This window comes from Pantoea sp. VS1 (assembly GCF_002207995.1).
GTDB classification, from domain to species: domain Bacteria; phylum Pseudomonadota; class Gammaproteobacteria; order Enterobacterales; family Enterobacteriaceae; genus Pantoea; species Pantoea dispersa.
Genome location: NZ_NHZE01000004.1, coordinates 94650 through 116341 on the forward strand (window position 1 = coordinate 94650; position 21692 = coordinate 116341).

18 protein-coding genes are annotated in these 21692 nt (G+C 58.3%); 8 read left to right on the forward strand and 10 right to left on the reverse strand.

Features of this window, described 5'->3' with window-relative positions:
• Positions 1 to 100 precede the first annotated feature (100 nt).
• Entirely contained in the window at positions 101 to 1327 is a 1227-nt protein-coding gene (gene pepT / locus CBW22_RS01080; protein ID WP_088515808.1) for a peptidase T, read from the forward strand.
• 63 nt (positions 1328 to 1390) lie between these two features.
• Here pepT and CBW22_RS01085 read toward each other — a convergent pair whose 3' ends face one another.
• The gene (locus CBW22_RS01085) at positions 1391 to 2170 is read right to left on the reverse strand and encodes a transporter substrate-binding domain-containing protein (protein WP_021506096.1); all 780 of its coding nucleotides are present in this window, start codon (positions 2168 to 2170) and stop codon (positions 1391 to 1393) included.
• A 13-nt stretch (positions 2171 to 2183) separates the two neighbouring features.
• Positions 2184 to 3350 carry a methionine aminotransferase gene (locus CBW22_RS01090; protein ID WP_059008773.1) on the reverse strand — a complete coding sequence of 389 codons (1167 nt, stop codon included), beginning with the start codon at positions 3348 to 3350 and terminating at the stop codon, positions 2184 to 2186.
• A 125-nt stretch (positions 3351 to 3475) separates the two neighbouring features.
• Between CBW22_RS01090 and CBW22_RS01095 the strand changes: the two genes are divergently transcribed.
• Positions 3476 to 4357, forward strand: a complete 882-nt coding sequence (locus CBW22_RS01095) for a LysR substrate-binding domain-containing protein (RefSeq protein WP_088515809.1) — start codon at positions 3476 to 3478, stop codon at positions 4355 to 4357.
• On the opposite strand, the gene CBW22_RS01100 is transcribed toward CBW22_RS01095, so the two are convergent.
• Positions 4315 to 5991, reverse strand: coding sequence for a methyl-accepting chemotaxis protein (locus tag CBW22_RS01100; protein ID WP_088515810.1), 1677 nt, complete (start codon positions 5989 to 5991; stop codon positions 4315 to 4317). The two genes, CBW22_RS01095 and CBW22_RS01100, sit on opposite strands and share 43 nt — an antisense overlap.
• A gap of 212 nt (positions 5992 to 6203) precedes the next feature.
• Entirely contained in the window at positions 6204 to 7727 is a 1524-nt protein-coding gene (locus CBW22_RS01105) for a carboxylesterase/lipase family protein (protein WP_088515811.1), read from the reverse strand.
• 191 nt (positions 7728 to 7918) lie between these two features.
• Here CBW22_RS01105 and CBW22_RS01110 point away from each other — a divergent pair, with 191 nt between their 5' ends.
• Entirely contained in the window at positions 7919 to 8353 is a 435-nt protein-coding gene (locus CBW22_RS01110; RefSeq protein ID WP_058769762.1) for a DoxX family protein, read from the forward strand.
• 68 nt (positions 8354 to 8421) lie between these two features.
• On the opposite strand, the gene hglS is transcribed toward CBW22_RS01110, so the two are convergent.
• Positions 8422 to 9762 (reverse strand): 2-oxoadipate dioxygenase/decarboxylase HglS, encoded by a 1341-nt coding sequence (gene hglS / locus CBW22_RS01115; protein ID WP_021506102.1) that lies wholly within the window; start codon positions 9760 to 9762, stop codon positions 8422 to 8424.
• An 88-nt stretch (positions 9763 to 9850) separates the two neighbouring features.
• Positions 9851 to 11185 (reverse strand): MFS transporter, encoded by a 1335-nt coding sequence (locus CBW22_RS01120; protein ID WP_021506103.1) that lies wholly within the window; start codon positions 11183 to 11185, stop codon positions 9851 to 9853.
• Positions 11186 to 11508: 323 nt separating this feature from the next.
• On the opposite strand from CBW22_RS01120, the gene CBW22_RS01125 reads away from it, so the two are divergent.
• Positions 11509 to 12429 (forward strand): LysR substrate-binding domain-containing protein, encoded by a 921-nt coding sequence (locus CBW22_RS01125; RefSeq protein WP_021506104.1) that lies wholly within the window; start codon positions 11509 to 11511, stop codon positions 12427 to 12429.
• Here the strand turns inward: CBW22_RS01125 and smrA are convergent.
• Positions 12426 to 12992 carry a DNA endonuclease SmrA gene (gene smrA / locus CBW22_RS01130; protein WP_021506105.1) on the reverse strand — a complete coding sequence of 189 codons (567 nt, stop codon included), beginning with the start codon at positions 12990 to 12992 and terminating at the stop codon, positions 12426 to 12428. The genes CBW22_RS01125 and smrA overlap by 4 nt on opposite strands.
• A 297-nt stretch (positions 12993 to 13289) precedes the next feature.
• Between smrA and CBW22_RS01135 the strand changes: the two genes are divergently transcribed.
• Both CBW22_RS01135 and uspE read left to right on the forward strand, forming a co-directional pair.
• The gene (locus CBW22_RS01135; RefSeq protein WP_031279133.1) at positions 13290 to 14042 is read left to right on the forward strand and encodes an FNR family transcription factor; all 753 of its coding nucleotides are present in this window, start codon (positions 13290 to 13292) and stop codon (positions 14040 to 14042) included.
• A 119-nt stretch (positions 14043 to 14161) separates the two neighbouring features.
• Positions 14162 to 15118: a universal stress protein UspE gene (gene uspE / locus CBW22_RS01140; RefSeq protein WP_058769760.1), complete on the forward strand. Its 957-nt coding sequence runs from the start codon at positions 14162 to 14164 to the stop codon at positions 15116 to 15118.
• A gap of 76 nt (positions 15119 to 15194) precedes the next feature.
• Here uspE and pntB read toward each other — a convergent pair whose 3' ends face one another.
• Both pntB and pntA read right to left on the reverse strand, forming a co-directional pair.
• Positions 15195 to 16583, reverse strand: a complete 1389-nt coding sequence (gene pntB / locus CBW22_RS01145) for a Re/Si-specific NAD(P)(+) transhydrogenase subunit beta (protein WP_088515812.1) — start codon at positions 16581 to 16583, stop codon at positions 15195 to 15197.
• Between the two features lie 11 nt (positions 16584 to 16594).
• Positions 16595 to 18127, reverse strand: a complete 1533-nt coding sequence (gene pntA, locus CBW22_RS01150) for a Re/Si-specific NAD(P)(+) transhydrogenase subunit alpha (protein WP_088515813.1) — start codon at positions 18125 to 18127, stop codon at positions 16595 to 16597.
• A 538-nt stretch (positions 18128 to 18665) separates the two neighbouring features.
• Here pntA and ydgH point away from each other — a divergent pair.
• Together ydgH and CBW22_RS01160 are read left to right on the forward strand one after the other, a co-directional pair.
• Complete coding sequence (gene ydgH, locus CBW22_RS01155) at positions 18666 to 19622, forward strand: DUF1471 family protein YdgH (RefSeq protein ID WP_021506110.1); 957 nt, start codon at positions 18666 to 18668, stop codon at positions 19620 to 19622.
• Between the two features lie 206 nt (positions 19623 to 19828).
• Complete coding sequence (locus tag CBW22_RS01160; RefSeq protein ID WP_021506111.1) at positions 19829 to 21220, forward strand: basic amino acid/polyamine antiporter; 1392 nt, start codon at positions 19829 to 19831, stop codon at positions 21218 to 21220.
• Here CBW22_RS01160 and CBW22_RS01165 read toward each other — a convergent pair whose 3' ends face one another.
• A complete protein-coding gene (locus tag CBW22_RS01165; protein ID WP_021506112.1) occupies positions 21221 to 21634 on the reverse strand; it encodes a hypothetical protein in 414 nt (137 codons plus the stop codon). It abuts the gene before it with no gap.
• Positions 21635 to 21692 lie beyond the last annotated feature (58 nt).

Sequence of the window (21692 nt, forward strand, 5' to 3'; positions counted from 1 at the left end):
TTATTGACTTCCATGAGCCAGCATCGGTATTTATTTCATAAATAACATGATTTAGCCGTCTGGCGTATCTCCAGTGGCGCAAAGCTAATAAGGAATTGTGATGACAGACCAACTTGCCCGTCAGCTGACCCAGCGTTTTTACCGTTATCTGGCGGTCTCCAGCCAGAGCGATGCCAAATCCAGCACGCTGCCCAGTACGCCGTCGCAACATGCCATGGCGGAACTGCTGGCGCAGGAGTTGCGCGATCTCGGTCTGCAGGATGTGGTGATTGATCAGCATGCCACGGTGACCGCCGTGAAACCAGGTAACCGGCCTGGCGCGCCGCGCGTGGGCTTTATCACCCATATTGATACCGTCGATGTCGGGCTATCACCGGATATCCATCCGCAAACCCTGTGCTTTGAGGGCGCAGATCTGTGTCTGAATGCGCAGCAGGACATCTGGCTGCGGGTGGCGGAGCATCCGGAAATCCTGCCGTATGTCGGTCAGGAGATTGTGTTCAGCGACGGCACCAGCGTGCTGGGGGCCGATAACAAAGCGGCAGTCAGCGTGGTGATGACGCTGGTGGAGAACCTGCGTGGCGAGCACGGTGATGTGGTGGTGGCGTTTGTGCCGGATGAAGAGATCGGCCTGCGCGGCGCCAAGGCGCTCGACCTGGAGACGCGCTTTAACGTCGATTTCGCCTGGACCATCGACTGCTGCGAGCTGGGCGAAGTGGTGTATGAGTGCTTCAACGGCGCCTCCGCTGAAATTACCTTCACCGGCGTGCCGGCGCATCCCATGTCGGGCAAAGGCGTGCTGGTGAATCCGCTGCTGATGGCGCACGACTTCATCGCCCGCTTCGACCGGCTTGCCACGCCTGAGCATACCGCCGGGCGCGAAGGTTATATCTGGTTCAATGATATGCAGGCCAATGCCAGCCAGGCGGTATTGAAAGCGTCGATTCGCGATTTCGATTTGAAGGGTTTTGATGCGAAGAAGCAGCAGCTGGTGGAAGTCGCCGATCAGATCGCCGCGCACTATCCGACTGGTCACGTCGCGCTGAAAATCAATGATATCTATAGCAACATCAGTAACGCGATAGGTGAGGACCGGCGGGCAATCGATCTGATTTTTGCTGCGCTGCAGCAGGTGGGCGTGGAACCTAAAGTGATTCCGATGCGCGGCGGCACAGATGGGTCTGCGCTGTCGGCCAAAGGGTTACTGACGCCGAATTTCTTCACCGGCGCGCACAATTTCCATTCGCGCTTTGAATTCCTGCCGATCCCGTCATTTGTGAAGTCGTATCAGGTGGCGGAAGCGCTGTGTTATCTGGCTGCCCGATAAGCGCGGTTGCAGAGAAATGTTGAAACTGCCTGACCGGCGACTGCCGGTCAGGCTGACACCCGCTTATTTGCTGACGCTGACGTCAATGCCCGGGAAGAATTTCGCCGCCAGTTTAGTGACGGTGCCGTCGGCCTGGACTTTGGCGATGGCCGCATCCAGTTCCCCTTTCAGCTTGCTATCGCCTTTGCGCAGACCGAAACCAATGCCGGAACCGAGAATGGTGTCGTCTTCCACCGGCTTACCGGCGAAGGCGAAACCTTTGCCCTGCGGCTTATCGAGGAAACCAGACTGACCGGCGGCGGACATCACCAGCGTACCGTCAAGACGGCCAGCGACCATGTCGTTGTACACCTGGTTCTGATCCTGATACGACGTCACCGTCACGCCCTGGGATTCCCAGTGCTTTTTAGCGTAGGTTTCCTGGATCGAGCCCTGCAGCACGCCGATGTTTTTTCCTTTCAGCGACGCCGCCGTCGGCTCGAGTTTCTCGCCCTGCTTCACAATCAGCATGGTAGGGATGCGGTAGATCGGGTTGGTGAAGTCGATACTTTTCGCCCGCGCCTCGGTGATGTTCATCGCCGAGTTAATCGCATCAAATTTTTTCGCCTGCAGCGCCGGGATCAGCGCATCAAAGCTGCTCTCAACCCATTTGCAGTCAAAATGGCCGACCTGGCAGATGGCTTTGCCCAGTTCGATGTCAAAACCCTCCAGCTCGCCCTGCGCGTTGCGGCTTTCAAACGGCGGATATTGTGATTCCAGACCGTAGCGCAGGCTCTCCTGCGCCAGCGCCTGCACGGAGGTGATCATGCCCAGTGCGATAAACAGTGCGTTTAGTTTTTTCATTATTTTCCCCTAATTACCCTTTAACCCGGCACAGCGCCTGCGCGCCGGCTTCGAGCGTTGCGTCGTCTTTAGCAAAAGAAAGGCGGATTAATTTATTGTCAGTGCCATCCATATAAAACGCCGACAGCGGAATGGTAGCCACACCGTGATCGACGATGAGACGTTTTACCATTTCACTGTCGCTTTCGTCACTGAAATGTCCGTAGCTGGCCAACATAAAGAACGAACCGGCGCTCGGTAACAGCCTGAACGGTGAATCCTGCAGCAGCGTCTGCAGCCGGTCGCGCTTCGCCTGATAAAACGACGACAGCTGCAGATAGTTTTGCGGGTTCTGCAGATACTGCGCGAAGCCAACCTGCATCGGCGTATCGGCGGCGTACATCATGAACTGATGCACCTTGACGATCTCCGCCATCAGCGCAGCAGGCGCCAGCGCATAGCCGACGCGCCAGCCGGTGACGTGGAAGGTTTTGCCGAAGGAGGACACCACCACGCTGCGCTGTGCCAGTTCCGCGTGCGTGGCCATGCCGCAGTGCGTCTGGCCGTCAAACACGATGTGTTCATAGACTTCATCAGACAACACCACGATGTCGGTATTACGCGTCAGGGCCGCCAGCTGGTCGAGATCGGCGGCATTCAGCACCTGTCCGCTCGGGTTATGGGGCGTATTGATGATAATCATGCGCGTACGCGGCGTGATCGCGGCACGCAATTCGTCCCAGTCAATCGCAAAATCCGGCACCTGCAGCTTGAGGCCGATCGGCGTCGCGCCCTGTAACCGCACCACCGGCGCGTAGCTGTCAAAGGCTGGCTCAAAGAAGATCACTTCATCACCCGGATGCACCAGCGCCGAAATCGCCATGTAGATGCCCTGACTGGCACTGCCGGTGATCAGGACTTCGCTGGCGGCATCGTACTGCTGGCCATACAGGCGGTGCACCTTCTCCGCCAGCGCTTCACGCAGCGCCGGTAAACCAGTCATCGCGGCGTACTGATTATGGCCGTCGCGCATCGCCTGGCTGACCAGCTCAACCAGCTGCGGGTCACACGGGAAATTGGGTGCGCCCTGAGAGAGATTAACGGCCTGGTGCTGTGCGGACAGCTGGCCGATCACGCTAAAAATGGTGGTGCCGACGTCCGGCTGTTTGGAGGAGAGCTTCACGCTGCTGTTCAGGGTCATCATTGCTCCACAGGTTGCATAACCACGTATCGTAAGTAGATTTCTATTCAACGGCGCGACGCTTGAGTCGACAAGCGAATTGTTGTCATAATAGCCATGATAAAAAATCATAGCTTGAGGCCGTTATGTCCCGCTCTGCTCTGCCGCTCAACGCCATTCATGCCTTTCTGGTCACCGCCCGTCATCTCAACCTGACGCGCGCCGCCAGCGAACTGTGCATCACTCAGGGCGCGGTGAGCCGCAAAATTGCGGCGCTGGAGAGCTGGCTGGGATTTGCCCTGTTTGAACGCCACGCGCGCGGTCTGCATCTCACCGCTCAGGGCGCGGCGCTGCTGCCGGAGCTGCAGCAGGGATTCAATCTGCTGGTCAATGCCACTGAGAAAGCCAGCCGCAGCAACGCCTCGATTCGGCTGAAAGCCCCGACCTGCGCCATGCGCTGGCTGGTGCCGCGTCTGGTGGCGCTGGAGCAGCAGCGGCCAGACATTCACGTGGCGCTGACCACCACGCTCGATCATGCGTCGCAGCTGGAAAACTTTGATGCGGCAATTGTATTCGGCACGCCGCCTGCCGGTGCCATTCCGCTGTTTGCCGAGCGCCTGACGCCGGTGCTGGCCAGCAGCGTGCCGGCGCCGCGCCATGTCAGCGAACTGGCCAGATTCACCTTCCTGCATCCGACCGGCGATACGCGCGACTGGCAGCTGTGGCTGTCCGCCCAGGCGGAGCAGCTGCCGATGGCGCGCAATCAGCACTTCGCCACCATGGATTTGGCGATCAGCGCGGCGATTCAGGGATTTGGCGTGACGGTGGCGGATATTACGCTGGTGGAGAATGATTTGGTCAATGGGCGGTTAATCGCCCCGTTTGCCGCGAGTGTGGCAACCGGGGCGAGCTACAGCCTGTTACAGCGGGCGGAAAAAGATGCGCCACCGTTTTTGCCGCAGCTGGTGGCTTGGTTGTGTCAGCCTCAGAATGAAACCCACTCTTCACTGCTGGCGGGTTTACCCTGAGCGCCTGCGGCGGCAGATAACACCGGCCGGCGCAGCGCAGGCGCGGCAGCGGATGCTACGGCCTGCGCGCGCGGCGCGCTGTCAGACAGACGGAACTTCGCCACCGACGCCTGTAGCTCTTCGGTCTGACGCTCCAGCGCGCTGGCCGCCGCCGACACCTGCTCCACCAGCGACGCGTTCTGCTGGGTGACGCTGTCCATTTCGGTGACGGCGGTACCGACCTGCGAAATCCCTTTGCTCTGCTCTTCCGACGCGTCAGCGATGTGCTTCATGATCTCATTCACATCCTGCACCGACTTCAGAATGTCATGCATGGTGCTGCCAGCGCTGCTGACCAGCTCCGAGCCCTTTTCAACGCGTGACACCGAATCTTCAATCAGCGTGGCGATCTCTTTTGCGGCGCCGGCGCTGCGTTGCGCCAGGTTGCGCACTTCGCTGGCCACCACGGCAAAGCCGCGCCCCTGCTCACCGGCACGCGCCGCTTCGACTGCCGCGTTGAGCGCCAGGATGTTGGTCTGGAAAGCGATGCCATTGATCACGCTGGTGATCTCGGCAATCTTTTTCGAACTACCGGAAATGCCCTGCATGGTGGTCACCACTTCGCCAACCAGACGGCCGCCCTGCTGCGCGGTACCGGTGGCGGTCTCCGCCAGCGCGCTGGCCTGACGTGCGTTGTCGGCGTTGAATTTCACCGTGGCGGTCAGTTGCTCCATGCTGGCTGCGGTCTGTTCCAGCGCGGCCGCCTGCTCTTCGGTGCGCGATGAAAGATCGTTATTGCCGGCTGAAATTTCTGCCGCGCCGCGGTAGATGTTCTCCGTGCCGCTGCGGATGGCGCTGACTGCTTCACGCAGGCTGTCCTGCATCGCCCGCAGCAGTGGCACCAGTTTGCCGACGCAGTTGCGGCCAAATTCTTCCACCGGCTGGCTGAGATCGCCCTGCGCAATCACGGTAAAATGGTTACGGATGCGATCCAGCGGTTTCACCAGCATCGTCACCAGGTAACGGTCAGTGAACAGCAGAATCAATAAGCCGAACACCACCGCCGACACAATAATCACTTTGGTCATGCTGGTAAGCGTGTCCACGGTCACGCGGGTCTCATCCAGCTTGCTGCTGGCGGCCTGATTAAACGCTTCTGCGCTGGCACCAAACGCCCGGCTCAGCGGCGGCGTGACATTGTTGGCCTGCGCGCGCCATGCATCCAGTGAAGCCTGCTGCGCCAGCGCCACCTGCGGTGCGATACCCTCATCCAGCAGTTTCTGCCAGCTGCTGATCACATTGTTCGCCGTCTCGCTGTCCATCGGCCCCGGCGCCATGGCTTTGAACTGGGTTAACTGCTGTTTCATGTTATCCAGTGCCTGCTGCACCGGCGCGAACGCTTCTGCGGTCGGCGCGTTACCGGCGGTGCGGCCTTCCATTACCCGCGACAGACGCGTGACCACGCGGAAATATTGATCGTTGCCTTTGCTGAGCGCCGTCATCTGGTTTACCAGCTGACGATCAATCTCGTTACCCTCGCCGAGCGCATTCAGCGAGTGGACGCTGAACAGCCCTACGCCACACCATAACAGGCAGAAAAGCCCGAGAATGGTCAGCATAACGGCGCGAATCGTGAAGTTTTTTAACATACCCATACATAATCCCCTGGTGTGAACGCTGGCAGCCCGGATAAAACAGGGCTTAGGGTATTTATCGGCAGCGAACCGGGAAAAGATAAATGTTTTGTAAGCTAATTAATTGCAGGATGAGGTGCCGCGCGGAGCGGCTGAGCGGTCGTAAAATCAGGCAGATAGCGGCCAATTTGCCTTAAAAAAACATTGATGTTTTTACATGATTAGCAGGCTTATTAAAGTTTAACGTGGCTGCGCATCATCAGGCGAAACAGACGCAGACGGCCGCGCATAAATCGCGCCTTCAGCACCGATTCCGCTTTACCGTCGTGGCCAAAGGCGAGAGTCAAATCTTCACCCGGCCGCCATACCGGCCAGTCGGGTTCCCCGTCGAGCCGCAGCCGATGGCTGAACTCACTGGCATCCCGTGCAAAGGCCACCCACCAGGCGCTGACGCGGCCGGCAAAGGCGATATCGCTGGCGCTGTAATGCCAGTCACCCGGCGGCGGCAGCGTCGCGAGCGTATTGAAGACATAAGGAATTTCGTTGCCGTGCCAGGTGCCGTGCGGGTAAATATGACGCGCGTTTTCTGACACATAATCAAACCAGTAACGCCACGCAGGCATGCCGATGCTGTGCTGTGACTGTGCCACCAGCAGCGGCATGACGGTAAACGCCATGTCGCGCGCCACCGCGCGCCCCAGCAGGCTGTCATCATGGATATCGTACAGCCACTTCAGCAGGCGATAACTCAGGCGACTTTTGCTGCGCAGTTGTTGTAACACGCTGCGGGCATCCACGCCGAAGTAGTCCAGCACGCTGGCTTCATCGCTGTTGCTGCCAATCATCAATGGCACGCGATGCTGTTTACCCGCCATAAAGGTGTCGAGCATCGGTCTGGGTAGCACCGCATCGCCGCTGATGGCCACCGGCCCCAGCGCCAGCGGTCGCTCCAGCGGCCAGAAACTGTCGGCCGGCAGTGCGCGCAGCTGCTCCGCACTGGCATCCGCGGCCAGATTGAAATGCGCTGCCACCTGCAGGCCGGTTTGCTGCGCCTGCTTATGCGGCACGTCCGGCAGGCTGTAGGCACTTTGCACGATGCCCTTATGGAACAGCCCTTCGGCCAGCGGCGAGCAGCACAGCGACAATACGCTGCGCGCGCCGGACGATTCGCCAAACAGCGTGACGTTATGGCGATCGCCGCCAAATGCCGGGATGTTACGCTGAATCCACTGCAGCGCGGCAATCTGATCCAGCAGCGCAAAATTATTGACCACCTTGCCCGGCGGATACTGGGCGTCGAGCGCCGGATGCGCAAAAAAGCCGAAATGGCCAAGGCGGTAATTGAGTGTCACCACCACCACGCCCTGCGCTGCCAGCGCTTTGCCGCGATAGGGATCAAGGCTGCCGGCGCCGATGCTGAAGCCGCCGCCGTGCAGCCATACCATCACCGGTAACGGCGTAGCGGGTTCGACATCCGGCGTCCAGACATTGAGATAGAGGCAATCTTCGCTGAAGCGGCCCGGATCGCCGCCGCCAGCCGCCACACAGTAGTCACGATTTTGCCAGCTGGCATCGCCCCACGCGGTGGCATCGCGCAGCGTTTGCCACGGTACCACCGGCTGCGGCGGACGCCAGCGCAGTGCGCCAACCGGCGGCGCTGCATAAGGTATTCCTTTAAAGGTAAACAGTTCATCATCCATCAGGCCTCTGAGTTCACCTTCTGCCGTCATGATCCTCAGACGTCGTTCATTTTTCATTGCGGGTTCCTGGTAAAGCCTGATTCCATTATTTGCAGGCCTCAGTGGAATGTCTATGTTCTGCAAGCATTTGCAGATTAAGCCGAATAAGCGACCGATTCATTGAACAACTTCATCAAATTTTTTGGTTAACTGCAGCGGCGCATTCTGTTTTATGGTTGCAAGTTAACCTGGCGTGACGGAGAGACGCGATGTTTGCTGGCATCAATCAGCTGTTCACCCGGATGAGCGATCACCCGGATTTCGGTAAATTGCTGTTACGCTTAACCTTCGGCGGGCTATTGCTGTTTCATGGCGAGTTTAAGGCGATTCATGGCGTCGGCTGGATCGCCCATCTGCTCAGTGTCAAAGGCATGCCAGGTTTCATCGCTTACGGTGCTTACATCGGGGAAATTGTGGCACCCATCATGGTCATCGTTGGCCTGCTGACGCGCCCGGCGGCCTTTATCATTGCCGTTAACATGGTAGTCGCAACGCTGCTGGTGAAAATGGGCGCACTCTGGCATCGCACCGATGTCGGCGCCTGGTCGCTGGAAACGGAAGCGCTTTACCTGCTGGGCGCGCTGGCCATCCTGTTCCTGGGTGCCGGAAAATATACGCTGGTGCGCGACGCACGCCTGCAATAATCATTAGAAAGAAAACCAGCCGGCCTGTAAAAGTGATCCTGTCACTTTTCAGGCCGATTTTTTACGCCCTACTCCTGCACGCCGCAGCGCGCCAGACTGCGCTGTTGCGTCTGCTGATACAGCACCATCTCATCCTGCACGGCGGCACCGAGCGCGGCTTCAAAATCGGCACGACTGGCATTGCCGGCGCTGCGTGCCTGAGTCTGGTTGCCCAGATTAGACTGGAAAATCCCGGCCGCGCTCACCGGCAGAAAATCTTCGTAGACAATCGGTTCCGCCTGTAAACGTCCGGCGGCCAGCAGCTGCGCCACGGTTTCCCCGGCGCGCGGCGGCTGATGCTCGCCCTGCGGCGTCAGACGGTAGCGGAACCACGCCAGCTCCTGCTCGCGCAGCGTCTGTTCATCATCAGGAAAATCACGAAACACCGCGCTGAGGTGCTGCTGATGCTGCTGGTTATCGCTGCCGGTACCGGCCTGTGCCAGCAGCCGGTCGTACAGCGCGCGGCCTTTAGGCGTAAGTGCCGCGCCGCGCTGCTCAATTTCACCAAAGCGCGCGGTATGGGTGCCCGGCGTGCCATCATTAAAATGCACCGCCTCTTCCAGCGCTTTGAAGCTGGTCTGGCGCAGCAGAATCGGCACCGCGCGCGGCGGCGGCCCTTCAATCAGGATTTTCGGTTCGATGCCGCGCGAAGGCATCAGCGCCTGCACGCGATCGATATCCAGCGTACGTGGCGTCAGGTGATTGATGTGGCAGCCGCGGAAGCACACGACGTCGGCAATCAGGCGATGCTGCTGGCTCAGCGCGCGGTAGGTGGCGCTGTCCACCGTGGTGTGCGCATGCCAGCGAAAGGTTTCCAGCGCCTCCTGAACAAAGCGGGCGGCATCGGCAGCATTGAGACCGCCCTGCTGCTGATGCTGCGCGATCAGTGCCCGGCAGCCAGGCGTGAAGATGTCGCGCGCCGCCAGAATAGCCGCGGCTTTGTCGCGCAGGGCGGCATCGTCGATCAGCTCCAGCCGCAGCAGCGAGGTGAAAACGCGGAATGGATTGCGCCGCAGCGCGCTGTCGCTGACCGGGCGAAAGGCAGTAGAGTGCACCGGCACGCCCGCCTGTGACAGATCGTAATAGCCCACCGGCTCCATCCCCATCACGGCAAACATCTGCCGCAGCGTGCTGAGCTCTGCGGCAGTGCCGACGCGAATGGCACCGTGACGCTCCACGCCGAGGCGGCTCAGCTCATCGGCAGCGGCCAGACGGTTTTTCAGCGCCGGCTGCGCTTCTAAGGTGCGTTCGTTAACGGCGGTAACCAGCTGCGTCAGGGTGCCATACTGCGGCACCTCCTGCTGGTACATGGCCGACATGGCCTGAGAGAACAGCGTGCGGATGGCATCGCGGGTGAGAAAGTTATCCATGGTCATCACCTTGGGCTAAAGGGTTGCTGCTACTGTAGATCAACCCTTTAGCGGCGGGTAACATTTTCGCGGAACTGTGATCGCCCTGTCACTCGGTGGCGCGCGGCTGGTCACCAAAGCGGCATTTAAGTACCAGCATCAGCGTGGTCAGCGCCGCCGGCAACGCCAGCAGCAGAAAGATCTGGCTAAACGCCCAGCCGAGAGACAGCAGCTCAGCGCCGACGAAGGCGCTGATGATCGCGCCGATGCGGCCGACGCCATGCATCCAGCTGGAGCCGGTCGCGCGGGCATGGGTGGGATAGTAACTGGCCGAGAGTGCATTCATACCGGTGTTGGCACCGTTAAAACAGAAGCCGCTGCAGAAGGCGATGGCGCTCATCAACCCGACCTGCGCCGGGGAAAACCCGAGCGCCACGATGGCGATGCCGCCGCAAAAGTAAATAATGGCCAGCGCCAGATTGGCGTTGATGCGGTCCATCAGCCAGCCGGCAAACAGTGAGCCAACGGTGCCGCCCGCCTGATACATGGCGGTGACGATAGCCGCTTCGGTGACAGACATGCCCAGTGTGTTAATCAGCGATGGCAGCCAGCTGCCGATCAGGTAGACCAGAAACAGCCCCATAAAGTAGCCGCCCCACAGCATCAGGCTGCCAAACAGATAGCGGGGTGAGACGACGGTGGCCACTGCACCGTGGCGCGCGGCCAGCGGTTCACTGCTTTGAAAATGGCTGTCAGGCCGGACGCTGCCCGGCAGCATGCGCGCCAGAATAGCGTGAATGCGCGCAGCGGGCGCGCGCTGGCTGATGAGAAAGCGCACCGACTCCGGCAGGCCGCGCAGCAGAAACGGCAGCACCAGCAGCGGCAGCACGCCGCCCATCAGCATCACCGAATGCCAGTCATAGCGCGGCAGCAGCCACGAGGCGGCAAAACCGCCGGAGGCCGCGCCAAAGGTGAAGCCGCAGAACACCACGGTGATAATAAACGAGCGACGCCGCTCGGGCGCGTATTCAGCCACCAGCGTGCCGACATTGGGCATCGCCGCTCCCAGCCCCAGACCGGTGAGGAAACGGAACAGCATCATCTGTTCGATGTTTTGCGCCATGGCGGTCGCCAGCGTCCAGAGGCCAAAAAACAGCACGCTGAGCAGAATCATCACGCGGCGGCCGTAGCGATCGGCCAGCGGTCCAGCCACCATGGCACCCAGCGCCAGGCCAATCAGCGCCGCGCTGATCACCATCCCCAACTGATGATTGGTCACGCCCCAGCTGGCTTTCAGCGTCGGCGCGATAAAGCCCATTAGCGCGATATCCATGCCATCCAGCGCCACCACGACAAAGCACAGCGCAATTAAACGCTTCTGCCAGCTGCTTAACGCGCTCTGGTTGATGAGCTGGCGGACGTCAATGGCTTCAGCGCTGGTCACGGTACCACTCCTGCAGGATTATCACGAATAGGTCATCAGTTTTGGTAAAAAAAACGGCGCTTATGATAGCGCATCGTTAACAATAACGGGCAGGATTTTTAAGTGAAATTGAGAATTATTCAATATTTTTCCCGCTAAGCTACTGATAACGCTGAATGCAGAAACGCGCCCGGACGCCCGGTTATTTATAAAACTAACCAATACAGCCACTTACTAAAACTTCTCACGCTGACCGTTTTTGTTAATATAATTTTGCAGGTAAGTTAACAGAATCTCGGTCAGCCACTTGCCGCTGACCGCTCTGACTCATTACGCTGGCGTTTATGGACAAAAATCATCTCTTTAATCAGCGCATTCGTCTGCGCCATTTACACACCTTTGTGGCAGTCGCGCAACAGGGCACGCTGGGCCGCGCGGCGGAAACCCTGAATCTGAGTCAGCCGGCGCTGTCTAAAACGCTCAATGAGCTGGAGGAACTGGCGGGCGCCCGTCTGTTTGAGCGCGGTCGCCTCGGTGCTCAGCTGACGACACTGGGAGAACAGTTCCTGACCCACGCGGTGAAAGTACTGGATGCGCTTAACCACGCCGGACAAAGTTTCAACTCGCCGGTTTCCGGACGCCCGATCGTGATCCGCCTTGGCGCCCTCACCACCGCCGCCATGGGGATGCTGCCGCAGATCCTGGATCGCTTCCACGAACAGCAGCCGAACACCACGGTACAGGTGGCCACGCTGCACAATAATGTGCTGCTGGCTGGCCTGCGCGCCGGGGAGTTTGATATTGGCATTGGCCGTATGGCGGACAGCGAAATGATGACCGGCCTGACCTACGAATTGCTGTTTCTCGAATCGCTCAAGCTGGTGGTACGACCGGAGCACCCGCTGTTAAGTGACAACGTCACACTTTCCCGCGCCATGCAGTGGCCGGTAGTGATTTCGCCTGAAGGCACCGCGCCGCGCCGCATTGCCCAGCACATGCTGGATGAACAAGGCTGCTCGCTGCCGGGCAACTGTGTCGAAACCTCGTCCACCTCGCTGGCCCGCCAGCTGGCGCTGCGTTATGACTATGTGTGGTTTGTGCCATCCGGCGCGGTGAAGGAAGATTTAAGTCACAATGCGCTCAGCGCACTGCCCATCGCATCGCCCGGCCCCGGCGAGCCGGTGGGCATTATTACCCGCAGCGGCCACTCTCTCTCGCTAAGCGCGGAAGTGCTGATGGCCACCATCCGCAAATTTCACAGTTAACGGCTGCGTTTGGCGTGGCGTTCGCGATTGTCGAGGCGCGCGCGATCGGTTTTGCGCAGCCCGACATAAACTGCACCGCTGCCACCGTGCTGCGGTTGCGCGCTGCAGAAGGTCTGAACGTCGTCAAATTGTCGCAGCCAGCGTGCCACGTAGCTGCGGACAATATTGGCGTGCGCTTCATCATCCCGCCCTTTACCATGAATAATCAGCAGATTGCGCAGGCCCTGTTTGCGCGCTTCCAGCATAAAGCTGAACAGCGATTGCCGGCAGGTCTCCACCGGCTGGCGCAACAGATTAAGACTGGCGTCCAGCGTATATTTGCCCAGCCGCAGCTTATCGAGCACGCCCTGCTGAATGCCATCGGCTTTATATTCCAGCGGCGTGTCGCGCGGGATAATCTCAAGGAAGCCGCGCGTCAGGAAGTTTTCCGGTGCGTCGTCATGCGGCTGCTGGCGCGGCGCTTTGGTAGACGGCGCGCGCAGCCACTGGGTGTTGGCGCAATCTTTTAACGGGGTTACATCACCCATGGCATCGCGGAAAAGGTCTTCATCATCAAGGTTCATGGTGTTTTCCTCACGCCTGGTGGTGAATCGGGCGCAACATGCCACCCGAAAGCAAAATAGTAGCAAAGGTTATCGGCTATCACATCCGTCACTTTCTGCGCAGGATCAGGTTGTGTCCGGATGTAAATATGGAAAGAAAACGTTCCAGATCAAAAACCGGCTGGTAATTTGCAGACATCAAAGCCGCGAATACCCAGCATTTGTGCGGTTTTGATCATTATTACTGCTCGGATGAGTTCACATGACAAAGAAAAATGTTAAAATTGACGACAGTCAATAATCATCGAGCGTACCTATATGATCCCGGAAAAACGCAGCATTCGACGTATTCAGTCTGGCGGTTGTGCCATCCACTGTCAGGATTGCAGTATCAGCCAGTTGTGTATTCCCTTCACGCTGAACGAACATGAACTGGATCAGCTGGACAATATTATTGAACGCAAAAAGCCGATTCAGAAAGGCCAGACGCTGTTCAAAGCCGGTGATGAACTGAAATCCCTTTATGCTATCCGCTCCGGCACCATCAAAAGTTACACCATTACCGAACAGGGTGATGAACAGATCACCGGTTTCCATCTGGCGGGCGATCTGGTGGGCTTTGACGCCATCGTCAGCGCGCATCATCCAAGCTTCGCTCAGGCGCTGGAAACGGCCATGGTGTGTGAAATTCCGTTTGAAACCCTCGACGATCTGTCCGGTAAAATGCCGGCGCTGCGTCAGCAGATGATGCGTCTGATGAGCGGCGAGATCAAAGGCGATCAGGATATGATCCTGCTGTTATCGAAGAAGAACGCGGAAGAGCGTCTGGCGGCGTTTATCTGGAACCTGTCGCGTCGCTTCGGCCAGCGCGGTTTCTCACAGCGTGAATTCCGCCTGACCATGACGCGCGGCGACATCGGTAACTATCTGGGTCTCACCGTCGAAACCATCAGTCGTCTGCTGGGACGTTTCCAGAAAAGCGGCATGCTGGCGGTGAAAGGCAAATATATCACCATCGAAAACCATGCGCTGCTGGCTGAACTGGCCGGCCAGACCGATCAGGCAGCATAACCGCCCGCCGGGTCGATAAATGTTATTTTATTGATCCGGCAACAACTTTTCCGCTTCTGCCCTGCGCCATCTTAGGCTATCTTTAATCCAACTTCGCTTTGGTTTGAGGAGAGTGCCTTATGTCCCGGTATCAGCATATTCTGGTGGCGATTGATGCTCAGCAGGACGACCAGCCGGCGCTGCGGCGTGCGGTGTATCTCAATCAACGTATCGGCGGAAAAATCAAAGCCTTCCTGCCTATCTACGACTTCTCCTACGAAATGACCACCCTGCTGTCGCCCGACGAGCGCGTCAACATGCGCAAAGGGGTGATTAGCCAGCGTACCGAATGGATCCGCGAACAGGCGCAGGCCTATCTGGAAGCCGGCGTGGATATCGAGATTAAAGTGGTGTGGCATAACCGGCCGTACGAAGCCATCATTCAGGAAGTGCTGGCGCATCAGCATGATTTGGTCCTGAAGATGGCACACCAGCACGATCGTCTGGAAGCGGTGATTTTTACCCCCACCGACTGGCACCTGCTGCGTAAGTGCCCGTGCCCGGTATGGATGGTAAAAGACCAGCCGTGGCCGGAGGGCGGCAAAGCGGTGGTGGCGGTAAACCTCGCCAGCGAGGAACCGCATCATGATGAGCTTAATCAAAAACTGATCCGCGAGACCACGCAGCTGGCTGAAATGGTGAACCACACCGAGGTGCATCTGGTGGGCGCTTATCCGGTCACGCCAATCAACATTGCCATCGAACTGCCGGATTTTGATCCCAGCGTCTATAACGATGCCATTCGCGGCCAGCACCTGGTGGCGATGAAAGCACTGCGCCAGAAATTTTCCATCGGCGAGGAGTTTACCCACGTAGCGAAGGGCCTGCCGGAAGAAGTCATCCCGGATATAGCGTCGCATCTCGACGCCGGGATTGTGGTGCTGGGCACCATCGGTCGTACCGGTCTGTCAGCTGCGTTTCTCGGCAATACCGCTGAACAGGTGATCGATCACCTGCGCTGTGATTTGCTGGCGATTAAGCCGGATGATTTCAAATCGCCGATTGACCTCGACGATGAGGAAGATGAAGAGGATTAAATAACGCAGGGCGGCCATCCTGTGCCGCCCCGGTTTGAGCTTGTCAGGGCGGTGACATCACCGCCCTTTTCTTTTCCTACAGCGCGCGCAGAATGCCTTCGACGCTGGCTTTGGCATCGCCAAACAGCATCTGGGTGTTCTCTTTAAAGAACAGCGGGTTCTGCACCCCGGCATAGCCGGTGTTCATCGAGCGTTTGAACACGATGACGTTTTGCGCTTTCCACACTTCCAGCACCGGCATACCGGCAATCGGGCTGCGCGGATCGTCCTGGGCCGCTGGGTTGACGGTGTCGTTGGCACCGATAACCAGCACGGTATCGGTATCGCTGAAATCATCGTTGATCTCATCCATCTCCAGCACCACATCGTACGGCACTTTGGCTTCCGCCAGCAGCACGTTCATGTGCCCCGGCAAACGACCGGCTACCGGGTGAATACCGAAACGCACCTTAATACCGCGCGCGCGCAGCTTCTCGGTGATCTCTGCCACCGGATACTGCGCCTGGGCGACCGCCATACCGTAGCCCGGCGTGATGATCACCGAGGTCGAGTTTTTCAGCAGTTCTGCCGTCTCTTCCGCGCTGATTTCACGGTGTTCACCCGCCTCTTCGCCCGCGTCGGCACCGCTCACGTCAGTGCCGAACCCGCCGGCAATCACGCTGATAAAGGAACGGTTCATCGCTTTACACATAATGTACGACAGGATGGCACCGGAAGAGCCCACCAGCGCACCGGTGACGATCAGCAGGTCGTTGCTCAGCATAAAGCCCGCCGCCGCCGCCGCCCAGCCCGAATAGGAGTTGAGCATCGAGACCACCACCGGCATATCCGCACCGCCAATCGACGCCACCAGATGCCAGCCGAACACCAGCGCAATCACCGTCATAAGGAGCAGCGCAACGACCTGTGCAGCGGTGCTGTCGGTACGCACAAACCACAGCATCAGCAGGAATGAGACCACCAGCGCCGCCAGGTTCATTTTATGGCGATGCGGCAGCATCAGCGCTTTTGAGGAGATCTTGCCGCGCAGTTTGCCAAATGCCACCACCGAACCGGTGAAGGTCACCGCGCCGATAAAGATGCCGAGGAACACTTCGGTCAGATGGATATTTTCCATCACTGCCGACAGTCCTGGCGCGTGGTCAAGGTAGCTGTTGAACCCGACCAGCACCGCCGCCAGACCGACAAAGCTGTGCAAAATCGCCACCAGCTCCGGCATTTCGGTCATTTCGACTTTCTTCGCCAGACGCACGCCAATCGCACCGCCGATCACCATCGCCAGCAGAATCCACGCCACGTGGCCGCTGTGCGGACCAAAAATGGTGGCGAGCAGCGCCAGCGCCATGCCGCTGATACCAAAAATATTGCCCTGCTTTGAGGTCTCATGCTTCGAGAGCCCGGCCAGGCTGAAAATAAACAGAATTGCGGCAACAATGTATGCTGCAGTCACTAATCCGCCAGACATGTTGTTACCCCTTAATTCTTACGAAACATTTTCAGCATGCGCTGGGTGACGGTGAAACCACCGAAGATATTAATGCTGGCAATCAGGACGGCGATAAACGCCAGGAAGGTGACCCAGCCGCCATGGCCCATCTGCAGCACCGCGCCCACCACAATAATGCCGGAGATGGCGTTGGTGACGGACATTAACGGCGTATGCAGCGCGTGACTGACGTTCCACACCACGTAATACCCGACGACGCAGGCAAGCGCGAACACGGTAAAGTGCGACAGGAATTCCGCCGGCGCGACGTTGGCCAGGCAGCCGAACAGCACTACCGCCAGCGCCAGCAGCAGATATTTGCGCCACGGCGCAGCGGGCTTCTCTGCCGTTTTCACCTGCGGCTGTGCGGCAGGTTTTGCGGCCTGTGGCGCAGCAGAGACCTGAATCGGTGGCGCAGGCCAGGTCACTTCTCCGTCACGAATTACCGTGACGCCGCGCACCACGACATCGTCAAAATCAACCACGATCTCGCCGTTTTTCTCTTTACACAGCAGCTTCAGCAGGTTCACCAGGTTGGTGCCGTACAGCTGCGAGGACTGCGTTGGCAGCCGGCTCGGCAGATCGGTGTAGCCGATGATTTTGACGCCGTTGTCGCTCAGCGTGACGCGGTCGGCGACGGTCAGATCGCAGTTACCGCCGGTGGCTGCCGCGAGATCAACAATCACGCTGCCCGGCTTCATGCTGGCCACCATCTCTGCGGTGATCAGCTTCGGTGCCGGTTTGCCCGGGATCAGCGCGGTGGTGACGATAATGTCCACTTCCTGCGCCTGCGCCGCGAACAGCGCCATCTCCGCCTTGATAAAGGCCTCGGACATCACTTTGGCGTAACCGTCACCGCTGCCCGCTTCCTCTTCAAAATCGAGTTCAAGGAACTCGGCGCCCATACTCTGCACCTGCTCCTTCACTTCCGGACGGGTGTCGAAGGCGCGCACGATAGCGCCGAGGCTGCCCGCCGCGCCAATCGCCGCCAGACCGGCCACGCCAGCCCCGATGACCATCACTTTGGCCGGTGGCACTTTACCGGCAGCGGTGATTTGCCCGGTGAAGAAGCGGCCAAACTCATGGGCTGCTTCCACAATGGCCCGATAACCGGCGATGTTCGCCATCGAGCTGAGCGCATCGAGCGACTGCGCGCGCGAAATACGCGGTACGGAATCCATCGCCATCACGGTGATGTTGCGTGCGGCTAATTTCTCCAGCAGCGCCGGGTTCTGCGCTGGCCAGATAAAGCTCACCAGCGTGCTGCCCGCGCGCATCAGGGCGATCTCGCTGTCGTCTGGCGCGTTCACCTTCAGCACGATGTCGGACTGCCAGACATCCTGCGGATGACTGATGCTGGCACCGGCGGCGATAAAACTGTCATCATCAAAGCTGGCGCGCAACCCGGCGCCCTGCTCAACGGTGACGCTGAATCCCAGCTTGATGAGCTGCTCAACGGTCTTTGGCGTCGCTGCGACGCGGGACTCATTGGCTAACCGCTCTTTGGGTATCCCAATTAACATACTGTTTCCTTTCCATGATTAAAGGATGAGGTTCTGTAAGGGGCACATGCTTAAAAGCCGAAACGCTGTTTCAGCTTTTTATGAGCGAAATGCACTATGTAACAAAGTCTTTATAACCTACTGAAAATGCCCAGGACGATCTAGCGCCATAACGCACACTTATGACATTCACACAGATATTCAGATGCCAGCGATGAATACCGCGGGATGCGACCAGGTTTGCGGCATTATGGAAAATAATCTGCTGTGCCTAATCGTGTCATGACGAATTAACTGTTTTTAAAAACCTATATTTAACAATGCGTTAACTATTATGGTACTAAGCGATACCGGTTAAAGCGGTAAGCTGACCAAAAAAAAGCCATAACAGCGAAAGATGACAGGCCGATGAATAAAATGCTGGGATTGTCAATGTTATGCGCATAAATTGGCTGAGACAGGCCGATTATTACATGCAATAATCAGCGGCTAATCTGTTATACATCAAGAGTCCAGCACGTTTTCGTACTCAATTTGCGTAAGGCGAAGGATCATTTTTATGAAGCTGAAGAACACCATTCTGGCGTCGACCCTGTTATCACTGCTGGCAGCCAATGCGTTTGCTGCCAAAGAGTTAACGCCAGAACAAGCGGCCGCGTTAAAACCATTCGAACGCATCAATATTAGCGGCCGTTTTAATGCAATTGGCGATGCAACAGACGCCGTGTCTAAAGCCGCCGACGCCAAAGGCGCGGACTCTTTCTACGTGCAGGGCATCAACGACAGCAACGGTAACGGTGGCAACTGGCGCGTTACCGCCGATCTGTACAAAGCCAATGCAGCGAAAGTGGAACAAAGCACGCAATACCGGATGTTCAACGGCGTGAAAGAGCTGCCTAAGGCTGAAGCATATCGCCTTGAGCCGTTTGACACCGTCTCCGTCAGCGGCTTCTTCTCCAGCCAGCCGGACGTGAACGAAGCCATCGCCAAAGCGGCGAAAAACAAAGGCGCGGCCTCCTTCTTTATTGTGCGTCAGGTGGATGCTAACAACGGTGGCAACCAGTACGTGACCGCCTACGTGTATAAAGCCGATGCCAAAGCGCGCGTGGTGCAGGATACGTCTGACTCCATTCCGGCTGATTCAGAAGCCGGTAAAGCAGCCCTGGCTGCGGGCGGCGCAGCGGCGAAGAAAGTGGCAATCCCTGGTGTTGCTTCCTCAGATACGCCAAGCACCAGCGTGGGTCGTTTCTTTGAAACCCAAAGCTCTACCGGTCAGCGTTATACTGTGACGCAGCCGGATGGCCGCAGCGTGCAGGAAGTCAATGCGATCACGGCCGCACAGATGCAACCGTTTGACACCATCTCCTTCTCCGATCACTTCGGCACGCCAACCGAGATCTCAGAAGCCGTGGGCAAACGCGCCATCGCCAAAGGCGCGAAGTATTATCACATTACGCGCCAGTGGCAGAACCAGAGCGGCGGCAACCTGACCGTCACCGCTGACCTGTTTAAATAATCCCCGCGCAGGGCGGCGCCCGTCGCCCTGCCGTTTGCATAATCCGTGTGCAAATCTGCATAGTCTTGCATTGCCTTCACCGTTCGCTCTCCGTAAAATCTGCCGCCTGTTTTCAGGGTATTCCGTTTTAAACGGGACTGATTGCCACGTTACACTCTGGCTGAACAACTACTACCCAGCACACTCTGCTGCTCAGGAATGGCGTTTTGGATAAAAAATTAGGTCTTAGCGCGCTCACTGCGCTGGTGCTCAGCTCGATGCTCGGCGCGGGCGTCTTTAGCCTGCCACAAAATATGGCGGCGGTTGCCGGTCCGGCGGCGCTGCTGATCGGCTGGCTGATCACCGGTGTCGGTATCCTCTTTCTGTCGCTGGCGATGTTGCTGCTGACGCGTCTGCGCCCGGAACTGGATGGCGGCATCTTCACCTACGCGCGCGCCGGCTTCGGCGAGCTGACCGGCTTCTGCTCGGCATGGGGTTACTGGCTGTGCGCGGTGATTGCCAACGTCTCGTATCTGGTGATTGTGTTTTCAGCGCTGAGCTTCTTTACCGATACGCCGGATCGCATCGTGTTTGGCGATGGCAACACCTGGCAGGCGATGCTTGGCGCTTCCGTGCTGCTGTGGCTGGTGCACTGGCTGGTGCTACGCGGCGTACAGACGGCGGCCAGCATCAACCTGCTGGCGACGCTGGGCAAACTGGTGCCGCTGCTGCTGTTCGTGGTGCTGGCGCTGCTGGCGTTTAATTACGATCGCTTCCGTTTTGACTTTGACGGCGCGGCGCTCGGCCAGCCGCTGTGGCAGCAGGTCAAACAGACCATGCTGATTACTCTGTGGGTATTTATTGGCGTGGAGGGCGCGGTGGTAGTTTCTGCCCGCGCGCGCCACAAGAAAGATGTCGGGCGCGCCACGCTGCTGGCGGTGCTGGCCGCGCTGCTGGTCTATCTGCTGGTGACGCTGCTGTCGCTTGGCGTGGTGCCGCGTGCGGAACTGGCGCAGATGCGCAATCCGTCGATGGCCGGTCTGATGGAACGGCTGCTGGGTCACTGGGGCGATGCGGTGATTGCGGTTGGCCTGATTATTTCGGTATGCGGGGCCTATCTCAGCTGGACCATTATGGCGGCAGAAGTCCCGTTCCTCGCCGCGCAGCAGGGCGCGTTTCCGCGCAGCATTGCCCGGCAGAACCGCCATAACGCGCCGGCGGCGTCGCTGTGGCTGACTAACGGCAGCGTGCAGGTGTGCCTGATTCTGATTGCGGTTACCGGCGCGGATTACAACACGCTGCTGACTATCGCCTCAGAAATGATCCTCGTGCCCTATCTGCTGGTCGGTCTGTATCTGGTCAAAGTGGTACGCGGTCAGCACAAACCGCTGGCCCTGTTGACCGGTCTCGGTGCCAGCGCCTATGGGCTGTGGCTGCTGTACGCCTCGGGGCCGCTGCATCTGCTGTTGTCGGTGGTGCTTTACGCGCCGGGTCTGCTGCTGTTCCTGTATGCACGACGCGGTGGCCGCGGCGATCAACCGCTGTTTGCGCTGGAGCGCATCGCCATCGTGCTGTTAATTGCCGCCTCACTGCCCGCGCTGTGGCAGCTGACGCGCTAATCAGTGAGGTTGTAAAGGAATGGAAACGCACAGCAGATCATTCTGCTGTGTCAGATTGAGCGGCTTGCGGTATTCCAGATGGATGGCGTCAAGCTGCTCAGCGGACAGCGGATAAGGCAGCTGAATATCGAAGCGGCTGATGTGCTGCTGTTCGGCCAGGGTGATCAGTCGGGCGATGTTAATTTCGTCGCTGACCTGGGTTGAAATGATTTGTAATGCTAATTCTTTCAGATGGTCGTCGCTGGCCTGTAAACTGTGCCCGGACTTGCGCGTCACCATGCCAAAAATTGGCATCACGCCGTAAATGGCATCGACAAAGCTCCAGCGTTTTTTGCAGGAAGCGGAAAGGAAGTCACTGTAGTTGAAGCAGATGCGGTCACTGTATCCGGCTGAAGCCAGCTCTTTATCAGACACCCTCGCACTCCTCCTGTTTTCAGTACGATTCCGAACCTTGCGCCAGAACGCGCCGGTA

What these genes read in the sequence shown, in the direction of transcription:
- pepT (WP_088515808.1), top strand. Translation starts at nt 101, where the DNA reads ATGACAGACCAACTTGCCCGTCAGCTGACCCAGCGTTTTTACCGTTAT.
- CBW22_RS01085 (WP_021506096.1), bottom strand. Translation starts at nt 2,170, where the DNA reads ATGAAAAAACTAAACGCACTGTTTATCGCACTGGGCATGATCACCTCC.
- CBW22_RS01090 (WP_059008773.1), bottom strand. Translation starts at nt 3,350, where the DNA reads ATGACCCTGAACAGCAGCGTGAAGCTCTCCTCCAAACAGCCGGACGTC.
- CBW22_RS01095 (WP_088515809.1), top strand. Translation starts at nt 3,476, where the DNA reads ATGTCCCGCTCTGCTCTGCCGCTCAACGCCATTCATGCCTTTCTGGTC.
- CBW22_RS01100 (WP_088515810.1), bottom strand. Translation starts at nt 5,991, where the DNA reads ATGGGTATGTTAAAAAACTTCACGATTCGCGCCGTTATGCTGACCATT.
- CBW22_RS01105 (WP_088515811.1), bottom strand. Translation starts at nt 7,727, where the DNA reads ATGAAAAATGAACGACGTCTGAGGATCATGACGGCAGAAGGTGAACTC.
- CBW22_RS01110 (WP_058769762.1), top strand. Translation starts at nt 7,919, where the DNA reads ATGTTTGCTGGCATCAATCAGCTGTTCACCCGGATGAGCGATCACCCG.
- hglS (WP_021506102.1), bottom strand. Translation starts at nt 9,762, where the DNA reads ATGGATAACTTTCTCACCCGCGATGCCATCCGCACGCTGTTCTCTCAG.
- CBW22_RS01125 (WP_021506104.1), top strand. Translation starts at nt 11,509, where the DNA reads ATGGACAAAAATCATCTCTTTAATCAGCGCATTCGTCTGCGCCATTTA.
- smrA (WP_021506105.1), bottom strand. Translation starts at nt 12,992, where the DNA reads ATGAACCTTGATGATGAAGACCTTTTCCGCGATGCCATGGGTGATGTA.
- CBW22_RS01135 (WP_031279133.1), top strand. Translation starts at nt 13,290, where the DNA reads ATGATCCCGGAAAAACGCAGCATTCGACGTATTCAGTCTGGCGGTTGT.
- uspE (WP_058769760.1), top strand. Translation starts at nt 14,162, where the DNA reads ATGTCCCGGTATCAGCATATTCTGGTGGCGATTGATGCTCAGCAGGAC.
- pntB (WP_088515812.1), bottom strand. Translation starts at nt 16,583, where the DNA reads ATGTCTGGCGGATTAGTGACTGCAGCATACATTGTTGCCGCAATTCTG.
- pntA (WP_088515813.1), bottom strand. Translation starts at nt 18,127, where the DNA reads ATGTTAATTGGGATACCCAAAGAGCGGTTAGCCAATGAGTCCCGCGTC.
- ydgH (WP_021506110.1), top strand. Translation starts at nt 18,666, where the DNA reads ATGAAGCTGAAGAACACCATTCTGGCGTCGACCCTGTTATCACTGCTG.